Source organism: Mycobacterium yunnanensis, assembly GCF_025823185.1.
Taxonomy (GTDB): domain Bacteria; phylum Actinomycetota; class Actinomycetes; order Mycobacteriales; family Mycobacteriaceae; genus Mycobacterium; species Mycobacterium yunnanensis.
Window position 1 is genome coordinate 623,797 of sequence record NZ_JACKVK010000011.1, and the last position, 21,283, is coordinate 645,079.

The window sequence follows — 21,283 nt, forward strand, 5'->3', positions numbered from 1 at the left end:
CGCGCCTCGGGTTTAGCTATGACGCATGGTCATCGGAACTTCACGGTGTGCTCATGTTCTTCGCTACCTGTTCTGTTGCCGGGCGGACCGAGCTTCTCGTGAAGAAGTCGACCACCGCGGAGGTGTTCGGCGAACCGGTGATGCGCAACGCTCGAGCGAAGGCTCGCCGCCGGATTGCCAGGTGTAGACACTGCTCGTCGGAGTGCAGCCACGCACCCCGCCCAGGCAGGTTACCCGCTGCGTCGACGGCGACGGCTGCTTCACCGTCTCCGTCGTGAACAGCGGCCACCCGAACCAAGTCGGCGGCCAGCTCACGCTTTCGGCATCCCACACACGTACGCACTGGTCCTTCGGGACTTTTGTGCTGCCGCGCGCGGGGAACCGAACTCTCGCGCTGGATCACGTCTCAGTCTACCGTCACGATCACCGCAGAAAGAAACGCGTGTCCGCTAGCCGTCGCGGGAGACACCGCTTGGCGCGTCCTGCGTGGTTTCGGGCTCGGCGTCGCTGCGAATGTCGATCCGCCAGCCGGTCAGCCGGGCGGCCAGTCGGGCGTTTTGCCCCTCCTTGCCGATCGCCAGCGACAGCTGGAAGTCGGGCACGACGACACGGGCGGCCTTGGCGACCTCGTCGATCACCGTCACCGAGACGACCTTGGCCGGGGACAGCGCGTTGGCCACGAAGCGCGCCGGATCCTCGTCGAAGTCGATGATGTCGATCTTCTCGCCGGACAGCTCGCTCATCACGTTGCGCACCCGCTGACCCATCGGTCCGATGCACGCGCCCTTGGCGTTGAGCCCCGCGACTCGGGACCGGACCGCGATCTTGGAGCGGTGCCCGGCCTCACGGGCGACCGCGGCGATCTCCACGGAGTTGTCCGCGATCTCCGGGACCTCCAGGGAGAACAGCTTGCGCACGAGGTTCGGGTGGGTGCGCGACAACTCGATCTTGGGCTCGCGCGCCCCGCGAGTCACTCCGATGACGTAGCAGCGCAGACGATCGCCGTGCGTGTAGGACTCCCCCGGCACCTGTTCGGCGGGCCGGATGACGCCCTCGGATCCCTTGGCCTCGGTTCCGAGACGCACGATCACGTTGCCGCGGGTGTTCTCCCTGGCGTCGCGCTGGACCACACCGGCGACGATGTCGCCCTCGTGCGCGGAGAACTCGCCGAACATCCGTTCGTTCTCGGCGTCTCGGAATCGCTGCAACATCACCTGACGGGCCGTGGTCGCGGCGACCCGGCCGAAACCCTCTGGGGTGTCGTCCCATTCGTTGACGAGGTTGCCGTCGTCGTCGGTCTCCCTGGCGAGCACCTTGACGATGCCGCTCTTGCGGTCGATGTCGATGCGCGCGAGGGCCTCGTGCCCCTCGGTGTGCCGGTAGGCGGTCAGCAGCGCGGATTTGATGGTCTCGAGCAGTTCGTCGACCGGAATCCCCCGGTCCACTTCGATGGCGTGCAGCGCACCCATGTCGATGTTCACTCTTCAACCTCCTGTACGGGCATGCCGGCCAGCTCGAGCTCGAGCGGGTTCGGCGATGAGAATTCCACCTGGACAACGGCTTTCGCGACGTCGTCGATGGAGAGTTCGCGAATCTTGGGTGGTCTGCCGCGATCGGCGACGACCAGTCGCACGACGCCGCCCGAGGTCTCGCCCAGCCGTCCCACCACCTGCGAACCGTCGGTCGTGGTCACCTCGACCTTGCGTCCCTGCGCACGGCGGAAGTGGCGCTCGGTGGTCAGCGGCCGGTCGACGCCTCGCGAGGTGACCTCCAGCAGGTACGCCGCCTCGTCGGGGCCGTCGTCGATCTGGTCGAGCAGATCCGAGGCCATCCGCGACAACGTGCCGAGGGAGTCGAGGTCCAACCCACCGTCGCCGTCGGCGACCACCACGATGCGGGGCGGGCGAGCACCGGCATCGACGATCACGTCGTCGACGTCGTATCCCGCGCGGGCGAACTCGCCCTCGAGCAGCTCGGTCACCTGCTGCGGGGACGGCAACCGCGCAGACCGTAGCGGGTTCTCCGATGCCACGGTGAGCTCCTCGTCTTGAGTTGTACGGACCAGATTCCGCCACGTGCGGCGCGGAACCGAATGTCAAGGATACGCCAGCCGCGGGGCCACTCTCGGCAAACGCATGGTGCGAGCACCGTGACCGAGTCCAGCCGGGGCCGCCGGTTGGGGATGGCAGGATGTCGATGTGCCGAGCGCTCTCCCCACCGTCAGCAGGCGGCGCGTGCTCGTCGGCGCCGCGGCGTTGGCCCTGCTGAGCGGGTCTGCGGTGACCGCCTGCGGGTCGACCCCGCCCGTCAAGGACGTCGACGCGCTGATCGGGGCCTTGGACCGGGCGCACGAGGACGCTCGCCTTGCCGGCAACGCCGCGGCGGCCGCTGCACCCAAGATCGCCGCGGCCCTGGCGGTGGTGGCCGACCAGCGCGCGGCGCACGCCACGGCGCTGACCGAGGAGATCACCCGGATCTCCGGCGAGACACCCACGACGTCGACGACGGCCTCGTCGTCTGCCCCGCCGACGACGTCGGGTCCGCCCCCGGCGCCCCCGACAGCGGCCGAGGTCGTGGCCGCCCTCAAGCAGTCCGCCGACGGCGCCGCTCTCCTGGCGGCCCAGCAGTCCGGTTACCGGGCGGGACTGCTCGGCTCCATCGCCGCGGCGTGTACGGCCTCCTTCACCGTCGCGTTGCCCGATGCGGGGGTGACGGCGTGACCTCACCCGCCGGTGGCTCGTCGGAGACACCGACGCGACCCTCCGAGGCGGCCGATGCCGCGCTGTGGGACGCGGTCGCGGTCGAACACGGCGTGATCTACGGCTACGGCATCGTCTCGGCACACTCGACCCCGGATGCCAACGAGCTGGTGTCGAATTCGCTTGCCGGACACCGGGAGTTGCGCGAAGAGGGCATTGCCCGGCTCGAGGACCGCAAGGTGACCCCGCCGATTCCGGCGATCGGATACCAGCTGCCGTTCGCGGTCGTCGACCCCGCCGCAGCAGCGAAGCTCGCGATTCGGATGGAGGAGGACTCCGCGGTCGCGTGGCGGGCGGTCCTCGAGCAGGCCACCGCCGTCGACGACCGCGAGCTGGCCGTTACCGCGTTGACCCGCGCCGCGGTCACTGCCGCCAGGTGGCGAGCGCAACAGGGCGTCTCCCCGACCACCGTCGCCTTCCCCGGCGGCAGCGAGTGATCGGCTAGCCCGCGAGCTTGGCGGCGATGGCCTCGGCCGCCCCCTCGGTGGGGATCTCCTCGGTCTCGCCGCTGAACCGGTTGCGGAGTTCCACCACGCCGTTGGCCCAGCCCCGGCCGACCACCACCAGCCACGGCACCCCGAGCAGCTCGGCGTCCTTGAACTTCACCCCGGGTGACATCTTGCGGTCGTCGAGCAAGGGCTCCACGCCCAGCAGGTCGAGCGCCTCGGCGAGTTCGGTTGCGCCCGTGCGCGCGTCGGCGTCCTTGTTCGCGATGACGACGTGCACGTCGAAGGGCGAGACCGCAGCCGGCCAGCGCAGACCGACGTCGTCGTGACTCTGCTCGGCGATCACGGCGACCATCCGCGACACCCCGATGCCGTAGGACCCCATGGTCAGTCGCAACGGCTTGCCGTCCTCGCCGAGGACGTCGACGGTGAACGCGTCGGCGTACTTGCGGCCGAGTTGGAAGATGTGACCGATCTCGATGCCGCGCGCCGACACCAACGGCCCCGCGCCGTCCGGTGACGGGTCTCCGTCACGCACCTCGGCCGCCTCGATGGTGCCGTCGGGGACGAAGTCGCGTCCGGCCACCAGACCCACGACGTGTTTGCCGTCCTCGTCGGCACCGGTGATCCAGCTGGTGCCGTCGACCACCCTGGGATCCACCAGGAAGCGAACTCCGTTGTCCAGCAACGCCCGTGGACCGATGTACCCCTTGACCAAGAACGGGTACTTGGGGAAGTCCTCCGCGGGCAGCATCACGTACTCGGCCGGGTCGAGCGCTGCCCCGAGACGCTTGTCGTCGACCTCGCGATCACCGGGCACGCCGATGGCCAGCAACTCCCACTCGCCGCCCGGTTCGCGGACCTTGAGCAGGACGTTCTTGAGGGTGTCGGCAGCCACCACCGTGCGCCCCTCGAACTGGGGCAGGTTGGCCCCGTTGGCCCAGTCGACGAGGGTTGCGATGGTCGGGGTGTTCTCCGTGTCGTGCACGACCGGTGCGGGCAGACCCGCCACGTCCTCTGGGGACAGCGCCTCGGGCCGCTGGGTGATCACGGCTTCGACGTTGGCGGCGTACCCGGATTCCAGGCAGCGCACGTAGGTGTCCTCGCCGACCTCGCTCTCGGCGAGGAATTCCTCCGACGCGCTGCCGCCCATGGCGCCCGACACCGCCGAGACGATGACGTACTCGACGCCGAGGCGGGCGAAGATGCGTTGGTAGGCCTCGCGATGGGCGTGGTAGGCCGCCTTGAGCCCGTCCTCGTCCACGTCGAAGGAGTACGAGTCCTTCATCACGAACTCGCGGCCCCGCAGGATGCCTGCGCGGGGGCGCGCTTCGTCGCGGTACTTGGTCTGGATTTGGTAGAGCCGCAGGGGGAAGTCCTTGTAGGAGGAGTACTCCCCCTTCACCGTCAGGGTGAAGATCTCCTCGTGGGTGGGTCCGAGCAGATAGTCGTTGCCGCGCCGGTCCTTGAGCCGAAAGAGGCCGCTGCCGTACTCGGTCCATCGACCGGTGGTCTCATACGGCGCACGTGGAAGCAAGGCGGGCAGCAGGATCTCTTGTCCGCCAATGGCGGCCATCTCCTCGCGGATGACCTGCTCGATCTTGCGGAACACGCGCAAACCCAGCGGCAGCCAGCTGTACAACCCCGGTCCGATGGGGCGGACGTAGCCCGCCCTGATGAGCAGCTTGTGGCTGGGTACCTCGGCGTCGGCGGGGTCGTCGCGCAAGGTGCGCAGGAACAGTTCGGACATGCGGGTGATCACAGGCGACAACCTTAGCCACCCGCGTGGACTAGTCCCTACCTTGCCAGGTGCAGATGCACACCTCGTTGCCCTCGGGGTCGGCCAGCACCCAGAAGGCCGGAGCCGCAGCGTCGGACACCAACGTGCCGCCTGCCGCCAGCGCGGCGTCGACGCGGGGTCCGGCCAGTTCCGGGGGCACGTCCACGTCGAGGTGGATGCGGTTGCGTTGTGTCCGGGGCTCGTCCATCTGTTGGAACCAGATCGCAGGGCCGCGACGCAGCGGGTCCAGCAGGTCGCCACCGGGAGTCTCACCGTCGGGTGCCGCGTCGTCGACGTAACCGGTGACCGCCCGCCAGAACGGTGTGATCAGCGCGATGTCGAGGGCGTCGATCGCGATCTCCAGCGTCTGCGGCGGCACGCCGCCGACCCCGGGTTGAGTGTCCAGACCGTGTCCGGCGAGCGCCTCGGTCACCTGGGCGGCCAGCTCGACGTCGCGGGGGGTGAGCCAGCCGGCGTCGGTGCGACGAAGGTGTAGCACGACGCGGTCGGGGTGCACGTCAGCCCTGAGGTGCTCGTCGACGCCGGTGCCGCCGGCGGCCACGGCCACCCCAAGCGCGTCGACCGCGGCGGCCAGCGTCGGCACCGGGACGTGGGTGACGAGGACTCCGAGGATCAGCCGCCAGCCCAGCGGGTCGACGGCGTCGGAGATCGCCTGGCGGGTCAGCGGCTTGGCCATGGCGTCACGCTAGCGCGGCCCGCCGACACCGGAGCTGCTACAGCTCGCCGGCCTCCACGGCCTCCTTGGTGTGCTGGGCGCGGGCGATGTCACGCGCGGAGAACCCGATCCAGAAGGCCGCGACGCCGACCAGGATCGAGATGCCGGCCACCCACAGCAGGGAGTAGGTGTAGCCGGCGCCGAGCGCGTCGAGCTGTGCGGGTGTCATGTTCTTGACCGGTCCGGTGGTGCCGCCCAGGTAGAGCGTGCGTGAGGTCTGCACCGCCATGATGGCGACCAGCACCAGCGGGCCGCCGAGGTTCTGCACCATCAGGGTGATCGCCGACACCGGCCCGATCTCCCGCGGGCCCACCCCTGCGACGGCGCACAGCGGCAAGACCACCGAGATGATGCCGATGCCGAAGCCGCCGAGCACGATTGGGATGAACAGGTTGGGGAAGTACGGAATGCTGCGGTCCAGGGTGGAGCCGTACAGCATGGCCGCGAGCACGTAGACGCCGCCGCCGATGATCAGCCACCGCGGGGCGATCAGGGGCGCCAGCTTGGTGGCCAGCACGTTGCCGACGCCCACCGCGACCGCGAACGGCAGGAAGCAGACGCCGGCCCTCAGCGCCGAGTACCCGAGCACGTCCTGGGCGAGCAGACCCACCATGACGGTCACGGTCAGCAGAACGCCGCCGCCGAGGAACCAGGCGGTCAGCGTCATCACCCGGTTGCGGTCGGAGAAGATCGTGAACGGCACCAGCGGGTTCTCCGCCGAGCGTTCGGCAAGCAGGAAGGACACGAAGAAGACCACCGCCGCGACCGCGGCGCCGACCACCCACGGGTCGAGCCAGCCCCGCGGCGGGCCCTGCGTGAACACCAGCACCGCCGACGTGCAGCCGAGCGTGGCGAACAGCGCTCCGGTGACGTCGAGCTTGAGCCGTTCGTGGTGCGTCTCACCGATCCGCAACCACGCGATGACGACGATGACGACGCCGATCGGCACGTTCATCAGGAAGGCGAGCCGCCACGAGATGACCGTGAGCAGCCCACCGAGCACCAGTCCCATCACCGACCCGATGGCTTGCATGCCCGCCGACACCGCCATCGCCTGGTTGCGGGCCTGCCCCACCGCATAGGTGGTGGCGATGAGCGCCAGACCGGTGGGCGCGGCCACGGCGGCGCCGATGCCCTGCAGCGCGCGCGCGGCGATGAGCGTGAATTCGTCGCCGGCCAGACCACACACCAGGGACGCGATGGTGAAGACCCCGACGCCGGACAGGAACGCGCGCTTCTGTCCGATCGCGTCGCCGACCCGGCCGCCGAGCAGCAGCAGCCCGCCGAAGGTCAGGACGTAGGCGGTGATCACCCAGCTCTTGCCGGCGTCGGACAGGTCGAGTTCGGCCTGCATGCGCGGCAGGGCCACGATGACGATCGTGCCGTCGAGCGTCGACATCAACTGCATGCCGGTGATGGCCACGATTGCGATGCCAAGGACCGACGACGCCAGGGGCGCGGTCGCGTTGTCCGTCGAACCTTCGGAACCACCCACGGCAGACATTGCCGACAACCTACCCAGCGGTGCCGATCATGAAACGAGATCGGCGGTCGCGGCGTTCGCGCGCTGCGCGATCACGTCGTCGAGGCGGGCGCGAAGGGTGTCGGTGATCGCTTGCCACGCGTCCGAGCCGAGCACCAACCGCCGCGGCGGATGTGGCGAGTCGGCGGCCCGGATCATCGCCGCCACCGTCTTCTCCTGGCTGTCGACCATGTCGGCGGTCGTCAGCGGTGGCCGGTCGGCGGGTCCGCCGCGATAGGGCTCACTGGGCGAAACCCGCTCGGAGGCGTCGAAGAATCCGGTGCGCACCACGCCCGGCTCGACCAGGATGGTCCGAATGCCGAACGGGGCGACCTCGTGGGCCAGCGACTCGTAGAACCCCTCGATGCCCCACTTGGTCACGTGATAGAGGGAGAAGGCAGGGAAGGCGATGTGCCCGCCCATGCTCGACATCTGCATCAGCACACCGCCACCCTGGGTACGTAGGTGTGGCACGGCCGCCCGAGCCAGTTGGATGGATCCGGTCAGGTTGGTCGCGATCATCGAGTCGATCTGCGCGTCGTCGAGGTCCTCGGCGGTACCGAAGACGCCGTACCCGGCGTTGGCGACCACGACGTCGACGCGGTCGTGGGCGGCGAACGCGTCGTCGGTGACGGCACGCACGGCGGCGGTGTCGGTGACGTCGAGGGCGCGAACCCAGAACGCGTCGCCGTAGCGGTCGGCGAGATCGGCGACGTGGCCGGTGTCGCGGACCGTTGCGGCGACGTGGTCACCGCGGGCGAGTAATTGTTCGGTCAGCTCGCGACCCATGCCGCGCGATGCTCCGACGATGAACCAGGTCTTGAGCATGTGTCCTCTTCTCCGTGGCTTCCTCGTGGTGAGGCGTTCCTGCCGAACAACCAGCGCCGACGGCTCCGCAATCCATGTTTGGAATGAGGGTGTCGGATGTCTGCCATACGTCTGACGCATGGCTAGGGTGAGGCGATGGACGAGGTCACCCTGCTGGGGCTGCGCGTGTGCCGCGAAGTGGCGGTGCTGGGGTCGTTCACCGCGGCGGCACGGTCGTTGGGCTACTCGCAACCCGCCGTCTCGAGGCAGGTCGCCGCAATGGAGGCCGCTGTCGGTGCGCCGCTGTTCGTGCGCAACGCGCGCGGGGTGAGCCCCAGTGCGGCCGGCGCGGCGGTGGTCGCGCGAGCCGGCCGCATCCTGGCCGACGTGGACTCGTTGCGGCGCGACCTCGACGGCCTTGGCGACCGACTGGCCGGCCGCGTCCGGCTGGGCGTGTTTCCCGCCGCCGCAGCGGTTCTCGCGCCGCGAGCCATCGCGCAGCTGGCCGGCGAGCACCCTGGCCTCGACGTGCGGCTGACCGAGGCGTCGACGCCGGCCTTGCTCCGCGACGTGCGCAACCGACGGGTGACGGTGGCCGTCATCGGCGCAGGCACGGGGTTGGATGACTACGACCTCGAGGGGTTGGCCGTGCGCCAGGTGTTCGCCGGCGACCTCTGCGTCGCCGTGCCCGTCGGCCACCGGCTCGCAGGAGCGCCGACCGTGCCGGTTCGAGCGCTGGAGGGGGAACCGTGGGTGGTGGGCGACGGACCAGCCGGGGATCCGCAGTTCGGGGCCTGGCCGACGATCGGCGACCCGGTCGTGGCCTTCCGCGCCAAGGGCTGGCCGGCCCGGCTGGGTCTGGTCGCCGCGGGCCTCGGCATCTGCTTGCTACCCGAACCGGTCGCGCCGTCGGTGCCCGTGGGTGTGACGGCCGTCCGCGTCGACGACCCGGGCTGGTTGGGCCGCGTCACCCTCGCGGTCACCGGGCCCGCCCCGGGTGACGTCGCGCTGGCCGCCGTCGACGCGCTGGTCGCCGCGGGGGACGGCATCCTCGCGGCCAGGCCGAACTAGATCTCGCCGGCGTCGATTGCTTCCTTGACTTCCTGAGCCTGGGCGACCTGCTGGGCGGTGTAACCGATGAAGAGGGCGACGACGCCGACGATGACCGCCACGGCCGCGACCCACAGAAGTCCGTAGGTGTAGCCCTGGTCGAGCGCGTGCATCTGCGCCTCGTTCATGTTCTTGACCGGGCCCGTGGTGCCGCCGAGGTACAGCGTCCGCGAGGTGATGACCGCCTGGATGACGGCCAGGACGACGGGTCCGCCGAGACTCTGCAGCATCAGCGCGATGGCGGAGACCGGTCCGATCTCGTCGAATGCGACGCCGGCGATGGCCGACACCGTCAATGGCACCACGATCATGCCGATGCCGAAGCCGCCGACCGTGATGGGCAGGACGAGGTTGGGGAAGTACGGGATGCCGCCGTTGAGCGTGGAACCGTAGATCATCGCGGCCAGGACGAACACCCCGCCGATGATCACGAGCAGTCGCGGCGGCAGGATCGAGACCAGGTAGGACGACAGGCCAAGGCCGATGCCGAGTGCGACCACGAACGGGATGAACCCGATGCCCGCACGAAGTGCGCTGTAGCCCATGATGTCCTGCACGTACAGCCCGATCAGCACGGTCAGCGTGAACATCACGCCGCCGGCGAGGAACACCGCGGCGAAGGTGGCCACCCGGTTGCGCTCGCGGAACAGGCTGAACGGGACCACGGGGTTGACCGCGGTGCGTTCGACGTAAAGGAAGGCACCGAAGAGGACGACGGCGGCGAAGCAGGAGCTGAGCGTGAGCGGCGAGAGCCAGCCCTTCTCGGGCCCCATCGAGAAACCGAACACGGCGGCCGTGCACGCCAGCGTGGCCAGGATTGCGCCGGTGGCGTCGAGCTTCATGCGCTCGCGGTGCGTTTCGCGCAGGGTTCGGCGGGCCAGGTAGATCATCAGAAGGCCGACCGGCACGTTCACCAGAAACGCCCAGCGCCAGGAGAATTCGGTGAGGAAACCGCCGACGACGAGCCCCATGACGGAGCCGACGCCGGTCATCGCGGCGAACACCGCCGTGGCGGTGTTTCGGGCCGGTCCCTTCGGGAACGTGGTGGCGATCAGAGCCAGACCGGTCGGTGAGGCGATCGCCGCGCCGACGCCCTGGGCCAACCGGGCGATGACGAGCGTGGTCTCGTCCCACGCCACGCCGCACAGGATGGAGGCGATGGTGAACAGCCCGACGCCGACGATGAACGTCCGCTTGCGGCCGATGGTGTCGCCGAGCCGGCCGCCCAGCAGCATCAGGCCGCCGAAGGTGAGGACGTAGGCGGTGATGACCCAGCTGCGCCCGGCGTCGGACAGATTCAGCTCATCCTGAATCTTGGGCAGGGCCACGATCGCGACGGTGCTGTCCATGGTGGCCAGCAACTGCATGCCGCCGATCGCGATGACCGCGGCGATGAAGCGACGCGACGGCAACCAGGATGGGTACCAGCTGCTCTGCACGATCTGGGTGGGCGTGATGGGCATCGGCATCGGAAGGTGCCCGGCACGCTCGCCGTCACGCTCGGTGGCGGCGCGCTCTGCATCGTGGGGAGCCGTCATGTCGGGTTACTCTACAGTAATATTAAGAGCCCTCTAAGTGCCGAAGGCCGCGACCGCCCCGATCACGATGATCGCGGGGGGTCGAATACCGTCCGATCGGATGTCTTCGGGCGCGTGCGCCAGCGTGGTGCGCAGGGTCCGCTGCGCGCTCGTGGTGCCGTGCTGCACCACCAGGACCGGCGTATCCGCTGGTCGGCCGCCTTCCAGGAGAACCTTGGCGAAGAGCTCGATGCGCTCGACGGCCATCAGCAGCACGATCGTGCCCGACAGCGCGGCCAGCGCATCCCAATTCACTAACGATTCGGGATGCCCCGGCGCAAGGTGCCCGCTGACCACCACGAACTCGTGGGTGACGCCCCGGTGGGTGACCGGAACGCCCGCAGCGGCCGGAACTGCTATGGCACTGGTCACACCGGGTACGACGGTGACCGGAATACCCGCTTCTGCGCATGCCAGCAGTTCCTCGTGGCCGCGCGCGAAGACGTAGGGATCACCGCCCTTGAGCCGCACCACGAACTTGCCCGCCTTGGCGCGGTCGACCAGAACGGCGTTGATGGCGTCCTGGGCCATGAACCGGCCGTAGGGGATCTTCGCGGCGTCGATCACCTCGACGTGCGGAGCGAGTTCGGCGATCAGCTCTTGCGGGGCGAGGCGGTCGGCCACCACGACGTCGGCCCGCGCGAGGAGCCTGCGACCGCGGACCGTGATCAGCTCGGGGTCTCCCGGACCGCCGCCGACCAGGGCGACGCCGGCGTGGAGCGTGCCGGGCGCCCGCACGTCCCCGGTTTCGCCGATGACACCGCGCTGCAGAGCGTCCTGGATGTCCGAGCGGATGGCGGCCGACCGTCGGTGCTCGCCCCCGGCGAGCACTCCCACGTTCAACCCGTCGTATTCGAACGAGGCGGGCGTCACCGCGGTGCCCTCGACCGCGACGTCGGCCCGCACGCAGAAGATCCTCGACTCCTCGGCCTCGGCGACGATCGCCGCGTTCACCGCGGGGTCGTCGGTCGCCGCGAGCGCGTACCAGGCGCCGTGGAGGTCACCGGGACGGAAGTCGCGCAGTTCGAGGGTGATGCCGTCGAACGCCTCCACCGCAGGGGTGGCCTCCCGGGCGATGACGTGAACGTCGGCGCCGTTGGCGAGCAGCAGCGGGATGCGTCGTTGCGCGACGCTGCCACCGCCGACGACCACCACTCGCCTGCCGTTCAGGCGCAGGCCGACGAGGTAGGCGTTCTCGGTCAACTAATCGCTCCTCGCGTGCGCACCACCCGGCGAGCTTAGAGGTAGGCGCCGCCGCGGCGCGTACGTGACTCGGCGGCCTCCGTCACAGCCGACCGGGCTGCCGAGGTGACGAACCGGGTCGCGGCCGCCGGATGGGCCGCGGCGTGGGCATGCAGATAGGCGGCGTGCACTCCCCCGGTGACCGCGCCGTCGGTGACCGGGGCCCCGGCGCCGTCGCGGAAGCCCCACGCGGGTGCGTACTCACCGGCGAACGTGACGGCGGTGCGGTGGAATTCGTGTCCGACCACCCGCGCGCCCGCAGGGTGCACGGACGAGTCGCCAAGCGCCACCGCGTCGCGGTAGCCCAGCGTCAGGCGCTCGGTGAAGCGGGCGCTGCCGGGCAGCACCCCGCACATCGGGTGCCCGTCGAGGTCGTCGACCAGGTAGGTCAGCCCCGCACACTCCGCGTGGATGGGCGCACCCCGGCGGGCGAGGTCTCTGATCTGACCGCGGACGGCGTCGTTGACGGACAGCTCGGCGGTGAACTGCTCGGGGAAGCCGCCGGGGATGACGAGCGCGTCGGTGTCGGTGGGCAGGCCGTCGGTCATGGGGTCGAAGGCGACGACGTCCGCGCCCGCGGCGGCCAGCAGCTCCGCATGCTCGGGGTAGCCGAAGGTGAACGCGCGCCCGGCTGCCAGCGCCACGGTGACGTGACCGGCGACCGGTTCGGCGATCGCCGGCGTCCACGGCTGCACGTCGACGTGGGACCGCGCCACGGCGGCCACGGCGTCGAGGTCGACGTGCCGGGCGATCAGGGTCGTCATCGCGTCGACGGCGGCCACGGCGTGCCTGCCGTGTTCGACCGCGGTCACCAGACCCAGATGCCGGGACGGCACCGTGAGCTCGTCGGCACGGGGAATGGCCCCGAGCACCGGCACGCCGGCCTGCTCGCAGCCCTGCCGCAGCACGGCCTCGTGTCGCGCCGAGCCGACCCTGTTGAGGATCACGCCGGCCAGGTGCACCGAGCTGTCGAACGTCGAGAATCCATGCACCACCGCACCGATGCTGTGGCTTTGGCCGCGTGCGTCGACCAGCAGGATCACCGGCGCGCCGAGCAGACCGGCGACGTGCGCCGTCGAGCCGCGGGCCGGGCCCGACGACAGCGGGTCGATGCGGCCGTCGAACAATCCCATGACGCCCTCGACCACCGCGAGGTCGGCGTCGTCGCTGCCGTGGCGGAAGAGCGGACCGATGAGGTTGTCGTCGACCAGGACGGGGTCCAGGTTGCGACCCGGGCGCCCGGAGGCCAGCGCGTGATAGCCCGGATCGATGAAGTCCGGCCCGACCTTGAACGGGGCGACGGTGCGGCCGGCGCGTCGGAAGGCGCCCATCAGCCCGGTCGCGACGGTGGTCTTGCCGCTGCCCGAGGACGGTGCCGCGACGACGACGGCGGGGGTGCTCACCACTCGATCCCGCGCTGGCCCTTGCGCCCGGCGTCCATGGGGTGCTTGACCTTGGTCATTTCGGTCACCAGGTCGGCGGCGTCCACCAGCCGCTGTGGGGCGTCGCGACCGGTGATCACGACGTGTTGCCTACCGGGCCGGTTGACGAGCACGTCGACTACCTCATCGGTGTCGACCCAGCCCCACTTCAGCGGGTAGGTGAACTCGTCGAGCACGTAGAAGTCGTGGCGCTCGTCGGCCAGCCGCCGCGCGATCTCGTCCCAGCCGTCCGCGGCGGCCGCGGCGTGGTCGACCTCGGATCCCGGCTTGCGCGACCACGACCACCCCGAGCCCATCTTGTGCCACTCGACGGGCCCGCCGACGCCGTGCTCGTCGTGCAATCGGCCGAGATCACGAAAGGCGGCTTCCTCGCCCACCTTCCACTTGGCGCTTTTGACGAACTGGAACACCCCGACGTCGAAGCCCTGGTTCCAGGCGCGCAGCGCCATCCCGAACGCGGCGGTGGACTTCCCCTTGCCGGGACCGGTGTGGACGGCCAGCACCGGAGCGTTGCGACGGGCTCGCGTCGTCAGACCGTCGGCCGGAACCGCGACTGGTTGACCCTGTGGCATGGCGCATCTCCTCCGTCGGGGTCAGGCCGCGCGGTCGCCGGCGTAGGAATGGACCAACCGCGTCAGACCGTCGGCACGCAACTGGGCCAACCGGACCGCGGGCGCGCCGAGCTGTTCGGCCAGCACCTCCGCCAAACCCAAACGGACATAAGAGGTCTCGCAGTCGACGACGACGGCGGCCGCACCCTCGGCCACGAGCATCGCCGCCGCGGTGCGCGCCCGCCCCAGGGGATCGGGCCCACCCGTCGCCCTTCCGTCGGTGAGCACCACCACCAGACTGCGACGCGCACGGTCGCGCGCCTTCTCCCGAATGACCACGTCCCGGGCCGCGAGCAGTCCCCGAGCCAGTGGTGTCCGGCCGCCGGTGTCGAAACGCGCCAGCCGTCTGCCGGCGATGTGCACGGACGTGGTCGGGGGCAGCAGCACCTGCGCCGCCTCGCCGCGAAAGGTGATCACGGCGACCTTGTCGCGCCGCTGATAGGCGTCGCGCAGCAGCGACATGGTCGCGCCGCCGACGGCCGCCAACCGGTCGCGGACGGCCATCGATCCCGACGCGTCGACGAGGAAGACGACCAGGTTTCCCTCCCGGCCCTCGCGAATCGCGCGCCGCAGATCCGCGGCGCCCACCCGTGGCCGGCCGGGCCCGCTCTGACGCTCGGCGGCGGCCAGCAACGTGCCGAACACGTGCAGTCCGTGGCCCTCCCGCGGGTCGTCGGTCGCGGCTATCGGGGTGCCGGTGCCGTTGCGGGCGCGCGACCGCCGTCCGGGCGTGCCCTCCCCCACCCCGGGCACCACGAGTGCCTTCGCCCGGAACGTGGCCGCCGGTGCGGCGTTCGGCCGTGGCCCCGACGGCGACGAACGTCGTTGCGGGACAGCGCCATCGGCCGCCTCGCCCGCCGAGTCCTCGGCTGACCCCCCACCGCCGCCGGGCGGGTCGGGGTCGGGCTCGGGCTCCGGGCCCGTGTCGCCGGCGGCCTCGCCGGCCTGGTTCATCGCCTCGTCGAGTTGGTCTTGGTCGAGACCGGGATCGTCGAACGGGTCACGACGGCGACGGTGCGGCAGCGCCAGTTCGGCGGCCACGCGCACGTCCTGCTCCTCGACCTGCGATGCGCCCCGCCACGCGGCATGCGCCACGGCCGTGCGCGCGACCACCAGATCGGCCCGCATCCCGTCCACGTCGAACGACGCGCACAGCGCCGCGATCCGCCGTAATTCGTTGTTCGACAACGTGATCGACGGCACCATCGCACGGGCGAGCGCGATGCGGCGGGCCAGGTCGGCGTCCTCGGCGGCGTATCGAGCGGCGAACCCGTCGGGATCGGCCTCGAAGTCCATCCGCCTGCGGATCACCGCCACCCTCACGTCGACCTCACGTGAGGCGTGGACGTCGACGGTCAGGCCGAACCGGTCCAACAGCTGGGGACGCAACTCGCCCTCTTCGGGGTTCATGGTGCCGACGAGCATGAACTTCGCCTCGTGGCTGTGGGATACGCCGTCGCGCTCGACGTGGACCCGGCCCATCGCCGCCGCGTCGAGCAGCACGTCCACCAGATGATCGTGCAGCAGGTTGACCTCGTCGACGTAGAGGACGCCCCCGTGGGCCCGCGCCAGCAGACCGGGCGAGAACGCATGCTCGCCGTCGCGCAGCACGCGTTGCAGGTCCAGCGATCCCACCACCCTGTCCTCGGTGGCGCCGATCGGCAGCTCGACGAGCCGGGCTCCCTCGTCGACCTCGGCGAGAACGGCGGCCAGAGCACGCACCGCGGTCGACTTGGCCGTGCCCTTCTCACCCCGGATCAGCACACCACCGATCTCGGGCCGCACCGCGCAGAGGATCAGCGCCAGCCTCAGCTGATCCTGGCCGACGAGCGCGGAGAAGGGGTAGGGCGTCGGGAGTGTGGAAGTCATCGCCTGTCAGCTTGCCCCATGCGGCCCGCCGCGCCGCACCATGGGGATGTGGGGCACCCCGTCGTCGAGGAACTCCTCGCCGTCGCGGACGAAGCCGTGCTTGGCGTACATCTCCTCCAGATAGGTCTGCGCGTCGATGCGGCAGGGGTCGTCACCCACCTCGGCCAGCGCGGCCTTCATCAGGCGACTGGTGTGGCCCTGGCCCCTGTCACTGCGCCGGGTGCACACCCGGCCGATGCGGAACACCTTCTCGCCGCCGGGATGTTCCTCCATCAGGCGCAGCGTGGAGATCACGCGCCCGTCGGAGTCCTCGAGCCAGAAGTGTCGCGTCTCGGCGAGCAGGTCTCGGCCGTCGAGTTCCGGATATGGCGTGGCCTGCTCGACGACGAACACCTCGACGCGAAGCTTCAGCAACTCATACAGCGTGGCGGCGTCCAGATCCTTGGCCCAGCTCCGGCGCGGCGTGATGGTCACGGCACCACCGTCACACGGTGACCGCGGGGACGTCGGTGGCCTTGTGGTCGAGCTTGAGAACCTTGGTGCCCCAATCCCAGACCTCTTCGAAGAGCTTGGGTTCGTTGGACAGCTCGGTGCCGAACGACGGCACCATCTCCTTGATCTTGGGCTGCCAGCCCGAGAAGCGGTCGGGGAAGCAACGTTCCAGCACGTCGAGCATCGCAGGCACGGCCGTCGAGGCACCGGGCGACGCCCCGAGCAGACCGGCGATGCTGCCGTCGCCCGCTGCGAGCACCGTGGTGCCGAATTCAAGTACCCCGCCCGCACCCTTGCGCCGGATCACCTGCACGCGTTGGCCGGCGATGTCGAGTTCCCAGTCGGAATCCTGGGCGCTGGGCGCGAACTCGCGCAGCGCCTCCACCCGGTCGGCCTCGCTGAGCGCGAGCTGGCCCAGCAGATACTTGACCAAACTCATCTCGGTGAGACCGACGCCGAGCATCGAGGCCAGGTTGTTGGGCTTGACCGAGAGCGGCAGGTCGGTGACCTTGCCCTGCTTGAGGAACTTGGGCGACCATCCCGCGAACGGTCCGAACAGCAGATAGGACCGGCCGTTGATTACCCGAGTGTCCAAGTGCGGCACCGACATCGGCGGTGCACCCAGCGGCGGTGCACCGTAGACCTTGGCCTGGTGCGCGGCGGCCAACTCGTGGTTGCCGGTGCGCAGCCATTGGCCGCCGACGGGGAAGCCGCCGAAGCCCTTGGCCTCCTCGATACCCGACTTCTGCAGAAGCGGCAGCGCCCCGCCGCCCGCGCCGACGAAGACGAACTTGGCGTTGAGCTTGCGCTTTTGGCGGGTGCGGCGGTTGGTGACCTTGAGCGTCCAGCTTCCGTCGGACTCCTTGGACAAGTCGCGCACCTCGTGGCCGAACAGCGTCGTCATGCCGCCCTCGACGGCGTAGCCGATCAGCTGGCGCGTCAGCGAGCCGAAGTTGACGTCGGTGCCGTCCTGCGTCCAGTTCAGCGCCACCGGTTCGGCGAAGTTGCGCTTGGCCGCCATCAACGGCAGCCGGCGGGCGAACTCGTCGGCGGAGTCGATGTACTCCATCGACGCGAAGAGCGGGTTGGCGACGAGGGTCTCGCGACGGCGCTTGAGATAGTCGAGGTGCTTGGCCCCGTGCACGAAGCTGACGTGCGGGATGGGGTTGAGGAAGTTGCGGACGTCGGGCAACACACCGGTCTCCACGGCATGCGCCCAGAACTGCCGCGACACCTGGAACTGTTCGTTGACGTGGACGGCCTTGCTGATCTCGATGGTGCCGTCGGGGCGCTGCGGGGTGTAGTTCAACTCACACAGCGCGGAGTGCCCGGTGCCCGCGTTGTTCCACGGATCGCTGCTCTCGGCGGCCGCCCCGTCGAGTCGCTCGACGAGCGTGATGGACCAGTCCGGCTCCATGAGCTTCAACAGCGTGGCGAGCGTGGCACTCATGATGCCCGCTCCGACCAGCACGACGTCGGTTTTGGCTACCTCAGACACGTGATCCTCGACCCTTCGTGGCACGAATTCCGCTTCGTCGCGGCTTCTTCGAACGTCCAGGTTATCCCGTCATCGTCGGCCGTCGTCGCTGGGCCGACATCCCCTGCCACGCCGTCGCCCCGCAGGCAGGTCCGCATAGAGTGAGGACGTGACAGCGACGGGACCCGGCGCGGAACCCACGTGGGAGCCAGACGTGCTGCCCGGGTACTGGCAGCAAACGTTGTCCCTGGGTCCGGACCCGGACGGCGAGGGCGACCTGGTGGCCACCCTGGTGCGCCGCGGCGAGGCGGGCCGGGGCAGGCATGCGGTGCTGGCGTTGCACGGCTACACCGACTACTTCTTCAACACCGAGCTGGCCGATCACTTCGCCGAGCACGGCTTCACGTTCTATGCGCTGGACCTGCACAAGTGCGGCCGCTCCCGCCGCGAGGGCCAGACACCGCACTTCACCACCGACCTGGCCAGCTACGACGCCGAACTCGACCGCGCGCTGGCGATCATCGCCGCCGACGGCGCCGACGCCCCGCGGGTGTGCGTGTACGGGCATTCGGCCGGGGGCCTCGTCGCCACCCTGTGGCTGGATCGGCTGCGGCGGCGCGGTGCGGCCGAGCACGTCGGCGCACTGGTGCTCAACAGCCCGTTCTTCGATCTGCACGGTCCGGCGGTCCTGCGCAGCGCGCCGACGTCGGCGGCGCTGATCGCCCTGGCCCGGTTGCGAAAGCGACAGGTGATCCGCAAGCCCACCCAGGGCGGGTACGGCACCACCCTGCATCGCGACTACGCCGGCGAGTTCGACTACGACCTGGAGATGAAGCCCGTCGGCGGGTTTCCCATCACGTTCGGGTGGATCAACGCGGTGCGGCGGGGACAGGCGAGGCTGCACCGCGGCCTGGACGTCGGCGTGCCCAATCTGGTGCTGCGATCGGATCATTCCGTCACCGAGGCGCCTCACCCGGAGGCAATCCAACGCGGTGACGCCGTGCTCGACGTCGCGCAGATCGCCCGTTGGGCGGGGTGCGTGGGGAATCGGCAGACGATCACGCCGATCACCGACGCCAAGCACGACGTGTTCCTGTCACTGGCCGAGCCGCGTGCGGCGGCATATTGGGAGCTGGCGCGCTGGCTCGACGACTACCTGGGTTCCGAATCTCGGCGCCCGACAATGAACTTCGGACAGGACTAGACACGTGGAACACTTCGATCTGGCGATCATCGGTACCGGCTCGGGCAACAGCATCCCCGACACCGGCGTCGACCCCCGGTACGGCCAGATGCGCGTGGCGATCTGCGAGCAGGGCACCTTCGGCGGCACGTGCCTCAACGTCGGGTGCATTCCGACCAAGATGTTCGTCTACGCCGCCGAGGTCGCCGAGACCATCCGGCAGAGCTCGCGATACGGCGTGGACGCGACGATCGACAAGGTCCGCTGGAGCGACATCGTCGACCGCGTGTTCGCGCGCCGGATCGACCCGATCGCTGCCGGCGGCGAGCAGTACAAGCGGAGCCTGCCCAACGTGCGGGTGTACGGCAGCCACACCAGGTTTGGCCCAACGCAGCCCGACGGCCGGTACACGTTGCGCACCGACGACGGCGAGGAGTTCACCGCCGACAAGGTCGTCATCGCCGCGGGCTCACGGGTGAACGTCCCACCGGCCATCTCCGAGTGCGGTGTGAAGTACCACACCAGTGACGACGTGATGCGCATTCCCGAGTTGCCCGAGCATCTGGTGATCGTCGGCGGCGGATTCGTGGCGGCGGAATTCGCCCACGTGTTCTCCGCCCTGGGGGTGCGGGTCACCATCGTGGTCAGGGGCGACGGTCTGCTGACCCATTGCGACGCGTCGATCTGTCACCCGTTCACCGACCTCGCCACCTCGAAGTGGGATCTGCGCACCCACGAGAACGTCGTCGGGGTGCGGCAGCGCGACGGCGGCTGCGTGTTGGAGCTCGACGACGGCGACACCATCGAGGCCGACATGCTGCTGGTCGCGACCGGGCGGGTGCCCAACGGCGATCAGCTCGACGCGCACTTGGCAGGCGTCGAGGTCGACGACTCGGGCCGGGTGGTGGTCGACGAGTATCAAAGGACCTCTGCTCGTGGGGTATTCGCGCTCGGCGACGTCTCGTCGGCCTATCAGCTCAAGCACGTCGCCAACCACGAAATGCGTGTCGTACGGCACAACCTTCTCGTGGATTGGGACGACACCGACGCCATGCGCGCCTCCGATCACCGCTTCGTGCCGTCGGCGGTCTTCACCGATCCGCAGATCGCCATGGTGGGCATGACCGAGGACGAGGCACGCGACGGCGGCTACGACGTGGTGACCAAGGTGCAGAAGTACGGCGACACCGCCTACGGCTGGGCGATGGAGGACGAGCACGGTGTCGTCAAGCTGATCGGTGACCGCGCGACGGGCAAGATCTTGGGCGCTCACGTCATGGGGCACCAGGCGCCGTCGATCATTCAGCCGTTGATCCAGGCGATGACCTTCGGCCAGACCGCCAAAGAGGTTGCCGAGAAGCAGTATTGGATACACCCGGCGCTGCCAGAGGTCATCGAGAACGCCCTGCTCGGCCTGGCCTAGTTCGAGCGGGTCGGGCCGCCGCGTCGACTCCCACTCGGAAGTGAGTGGTCCAGATGCTTCCTCAACGCCAACCCGCGGCCCGACCGCGCCCCGTGATCTTAACACCTGAACAGGTGGACAGATGAAGCGTTTCGACCCTAGGCTCGGACTCGACCCTCGACGGAGAAGGAAGACCCATGGCCGAGTACGCCTTACCCGATCTTGCCTACGACTACGGAGCACTCGAACCGCACATCTCGGGTGAGATCAACGAGATCCACCACGGTAAGCATCACGCCACCTACGTCAAGGGCGTCAACGACGCACTGGCCAAGCTCGAGGACGCGCGTGCCAACGACGACCACGCCGCGATCTTCCTCAACGAGAAGAACCTGGCGTTCCACCTCGGCGGTCACGTCAACCACTCGATTTGGTGGAAGAACTTGTCGCCCAACGGCGGTGACAAACCGACCGGCGAGCTCGCCGCCGCCCTCGACGACCACTTCGGGTCCTTCGACGGGTTTCGGGCCCAGTTCGCCGCCGCGGCCAACGGATTGCAAGGCTCGGGCTGGGCAGTGCTCGGCTGGGACACGCTGGGCAGTCGGCTGCTCACCTTCCAGCTCTACGACCAGCAGGCCAACGTCCCGCTGGGTATCATTCCCCTGCTCCAGGTCGACATGTGGGAGCACGCGTACTACCTGCAGTACAGGAACGTGAAGGCCGACTACGTGACGGCGTTCTGGAACGTCGTGAATTGGGTTGACGTGCAAGACCGCTTCGCCAAGGCCACGACCACGGCGCAGGGGCTGATCTTCTAAGAGGACGAGG

At 69.4% G+C, this 21,283-nt stretch carries 20 protein-coding genes; 6 read left to right on the top strand and 14 right to left on the bottom strand.

All coding sequences use genetic code 11. The features are described from left to right. Positions 1-40: 40 nt before the first annotated feature. From H7K45_RS22790 to rimP, 3 genes are all read right to left on the bottom strand, one after another. Complete coding sequence (locus tag H7K45_RS22790; protein WP_308206428.1) at positions 41-331, bottom strand: YlxR family protein; 291 nt, start codon at positions 329-331, stop codon at positions 41-43. 118 nt (positions 332-449) lie between these two features. Next, positions 450-1,481, bottom strand: coding sequence for a transcription termination factor NusA (nusA, locus tag H7K45_RS22795; protein WP_263998246.1), 1,032 nt, complete (start codon positions 1,479-1,481; stop codon positions 450-452). After that, positions 1,478-2,032, bottom strand: a complete 555-nt coding sequence (gene rimP, locus H7K45_RS22800; RefSeq protein WP_263998247.1) for a ribosome maturation factor RimP — start codon at positions 2,030-2,032, stop codon at positions 1,478-1,480. Before rimP ends, nusA begins: the two co-directional genes overlap by 4 nt. Before the next feature lie 166 nt (positions 2,033-2,198). On the opposite strand from rimP, the gene H7K45_RS22805 reads away from it, so the two are divergent. Together H7K45_RS22805 and H7K45_RS22810 are read left to right on the top strand one after the other, a co-directional pair. Further along, complete coding sequence (locus H7K45_RS22805; RefSeq protein WP_263998248.1) at positions 2,199-2,720, top strand: hypothetical protein; 522 nt, start codon at positions 2,199-2,201, stop codon at positions 2,718-2,720. Next, complete coding sequence (locus tag H7K45_RS22810) at positions 2,717-3,196, top strand: ferritin-like domain-containing protein (protein WP_263998249.1); 480 nt, start codon at positions 2,717-2,719, stop codon at positions 3,194-3,196. Before H7K45_RS22805 ends, H7K45_RS22810 begins: the two co-directional genes overlap by 4 nt. Before the next feature lie 4 nt (positions 3,197-3,200). Here the strand turns inward: H7K45_RS22810 and H7K45_RS22815 are convergent, their stop codons facing one another. Genes H7K45_RS22815 through H7K45_RS22830 form a run of 4 tightly spaced genes read right to left on the bottom strand, consistent with a single transcriptional unit; the run spans position 3,201 to position 8,071 of the window. Further along, positions 3,201-4,967, bottom strand: coding sequence for a proline--tRNA ligase (locus H7K45_RS22815; protein WP_263998250.1), 1,767 nt, complete (start codon positions 4,965-4,967; stop codon positions 3,201-3,203). Between the two features lie 28 nt (positions 4,968-4,995). Next, positions 4,996-5,682: a 4a-hydroxytetrahydrobiopterin dehydratase family protein gene (locus tag H7K45_RS22820; protein WP_263998251.1), complete on the bottom strand. Its 687-nt coding sequence runs from the start codon at positions 5,680-5,682 to the stop codon at positions 4,996-4,998. 37 nt (positions 5,683-5,719) lie between these two features. Then, positions 5,720-7,225 carry an MFS transporter gene (locus H7K45_RS22825; RefSeq protein ID WP_263998252.1) on the bottom strand — a complete coding sequence of 502 codons (1,506 nt, stop codon included), beginning with the start codon at positions 7,223-7,225 and terminating at the stop codon, positions 5,720-5,722. Between the two features lie 27 nt (positions 7,226-7,252). Further along, the gene (locus tag H7K45_RS22830) at positions 7,253-8,071 is read right to left on the bottom strand and encodes an SDR family oxidoreductase (RefSeq protein ID WP_263998253.1); all 819 of its coding nucleotides are present in this window, start codon (positions 8,069-8,071) and stop codon (positions 7,253-7,255) included. 135 nt (positions 8,072-8,206) lie between these two features. On the opposite strand from H7K45_RS22830, the gene H7K45_RS22835 reads away from it, so the two are divergent. Continuing rightward, on the top strand, positions 8,207-9,121 hold the full coding sequence (locus tag H7K45_RS22835) for a LysR family transcriptional regulator (protein WP_263998254.1): 915 nt from the start codon (positions 8,207-8,209) through the stop codon (positions 9,119-9,121). Here H7K45_RS22835 and H7K45_RS22840 read toward each other — a convergent pair. Genes H7K45_RS22840 through mqo form a run of 7 tightly spaced genes read right to left on the bottom strand, consistent with a single transcriptional unit; the run spans position 9,118 to position 17,891 of the window. Next, complete coding sequence (locus H7K45_RS22840; RefSeq protein WP_372512613.1) at positions 9,118-10,698, bottom strand: MFS transporter; 1,581 nt, start codon at positions 10,696-10,698, stop codon at positions 9,118-9,120. The genes H7K45_RS22835 and H7K45_RS22840 overlap by 4 nt on opposite strands. Before the next feature lie 33 nt (positions 10,699-10,731). Beyond that, positions 10,732-11,940, bottom strand: a complete 1,209-nt coding sequence (gene cobA / locus H7K45_RS22845) for a uroporphyrinogen-III C-methyltransferase (protein ID WP_263998255.1) — start codon at positions 11,938-11,940, stop codon at positions 10,732-10,734. A gap of 35 nt (positions 11,941-11,975) precedes the next feature. Continuing rightward, positions 11,976-13,382, bottom strand: a complete 1,407-nt coding sequence (locus H7K45_RS22850) for a cobyrinic acid a,c-diamide synthase CobB (RefSeq protein WP_263998256.1) — start codon at positions 13,380-13,382, stop codon at positions 11,976-11,978. Continuing rightward, the gene (cobO, locus tag H7K45_RS22855) at positions 13,379-13,993 is read right to left on the bottom strand and encodes a cob(I)yrinic acid a,c-diamide adenosyltransferase (protein ID WP_263998257.1); all 615 of its coding nucleotides are present in this window, start codon (positions 13,991-13,993) and stop codon (positions 13,379-13,381) included. The genes H7K45_RS22850 and cobO overlap by 4 nt, the downstream gene beginning before the upstream one ends. 21 nt (positions 13,994-14,014) lie before the next feature. Then, complete coding sequence (locus tag H7K45_RS22860; RefSeq protein ID WP_263998258.1) at positions 14,015-15,901, bottom strand: magnesium chelatase subunit D family protein; 1,887 nt, start codon at positions 15,899-15,901, stop codon at positions 14,015-14,017. 6 nt (positions 15,902-15,907) lie between these two features. Beyond that, complete coding sequence (locus H7K45_RS22865) at positions 15,908-16,375, bottom strand: GNAT family N-acetyltransferase (protein WP_263998259.1); 468 nt, start codon at positions 16,373-16,375, stop codon at positions 15,908-15,910. 10 nt (positions 16,376-16,385) lie between these two features. Beyond that, a complete protein-coding gene (gene mqo, locus H7K45_RS22870; RefSeq protein WP_263998260.1) occupies positions 16,386-17,891 on the bottom strand; it encodes a malate dehydrogenase (quinone) in 1,506 nt (501 codons plus the stop codon). 148 nt (positions 17,892-18,039) lie between these two features. On the opposite strand from mqo, the gene H7K45_RS22875 reads away from it, so the two are divergent. The 3 genes from H7K45_RS22875 (at position 18,040) to H7K45_RS22885 (ending at position 21,273) form a co-directional block, all read left to right on the top strand. Next, positions 18,040-19,074: an alpha/beta hydrolase gene (locus tag H7K45_RS22875; RefSeq protein WP_263998261.1), complete on the top strand. Its 1,035-nt coding sequence runs from the start codon at positions 18,040-18,042 to the stop codon at positions 19,072-19,074. 4 nt (positions 19,075-19,078) lie between these two features. After that, the gene (gene mtr / locus H7K45_RS22880; protein WP_263998262.1) at positions 19,079-20,476 is read left to right on the top strand and encodes a mycothione reductase; all 1,398 of its coding nucleotides are present in this window, start codon (positions 19,079-19,081) and stop codon (positions 20,474-20,476) included. Positions 20,477-20,652: 176 nt separating this feature from the next. Continuing rightward, a complete protein-coding gene (locus H7K45_RS22885; RefSeq protein ID WP_263998263.1) occupies positions 20,653-21,273 on the top strand; it encodes a superoxide dismutase in 621 nt (206 codons plus the stop codon). Positions 21,274-21,283 lie beyond the last annotated feature (10 nt).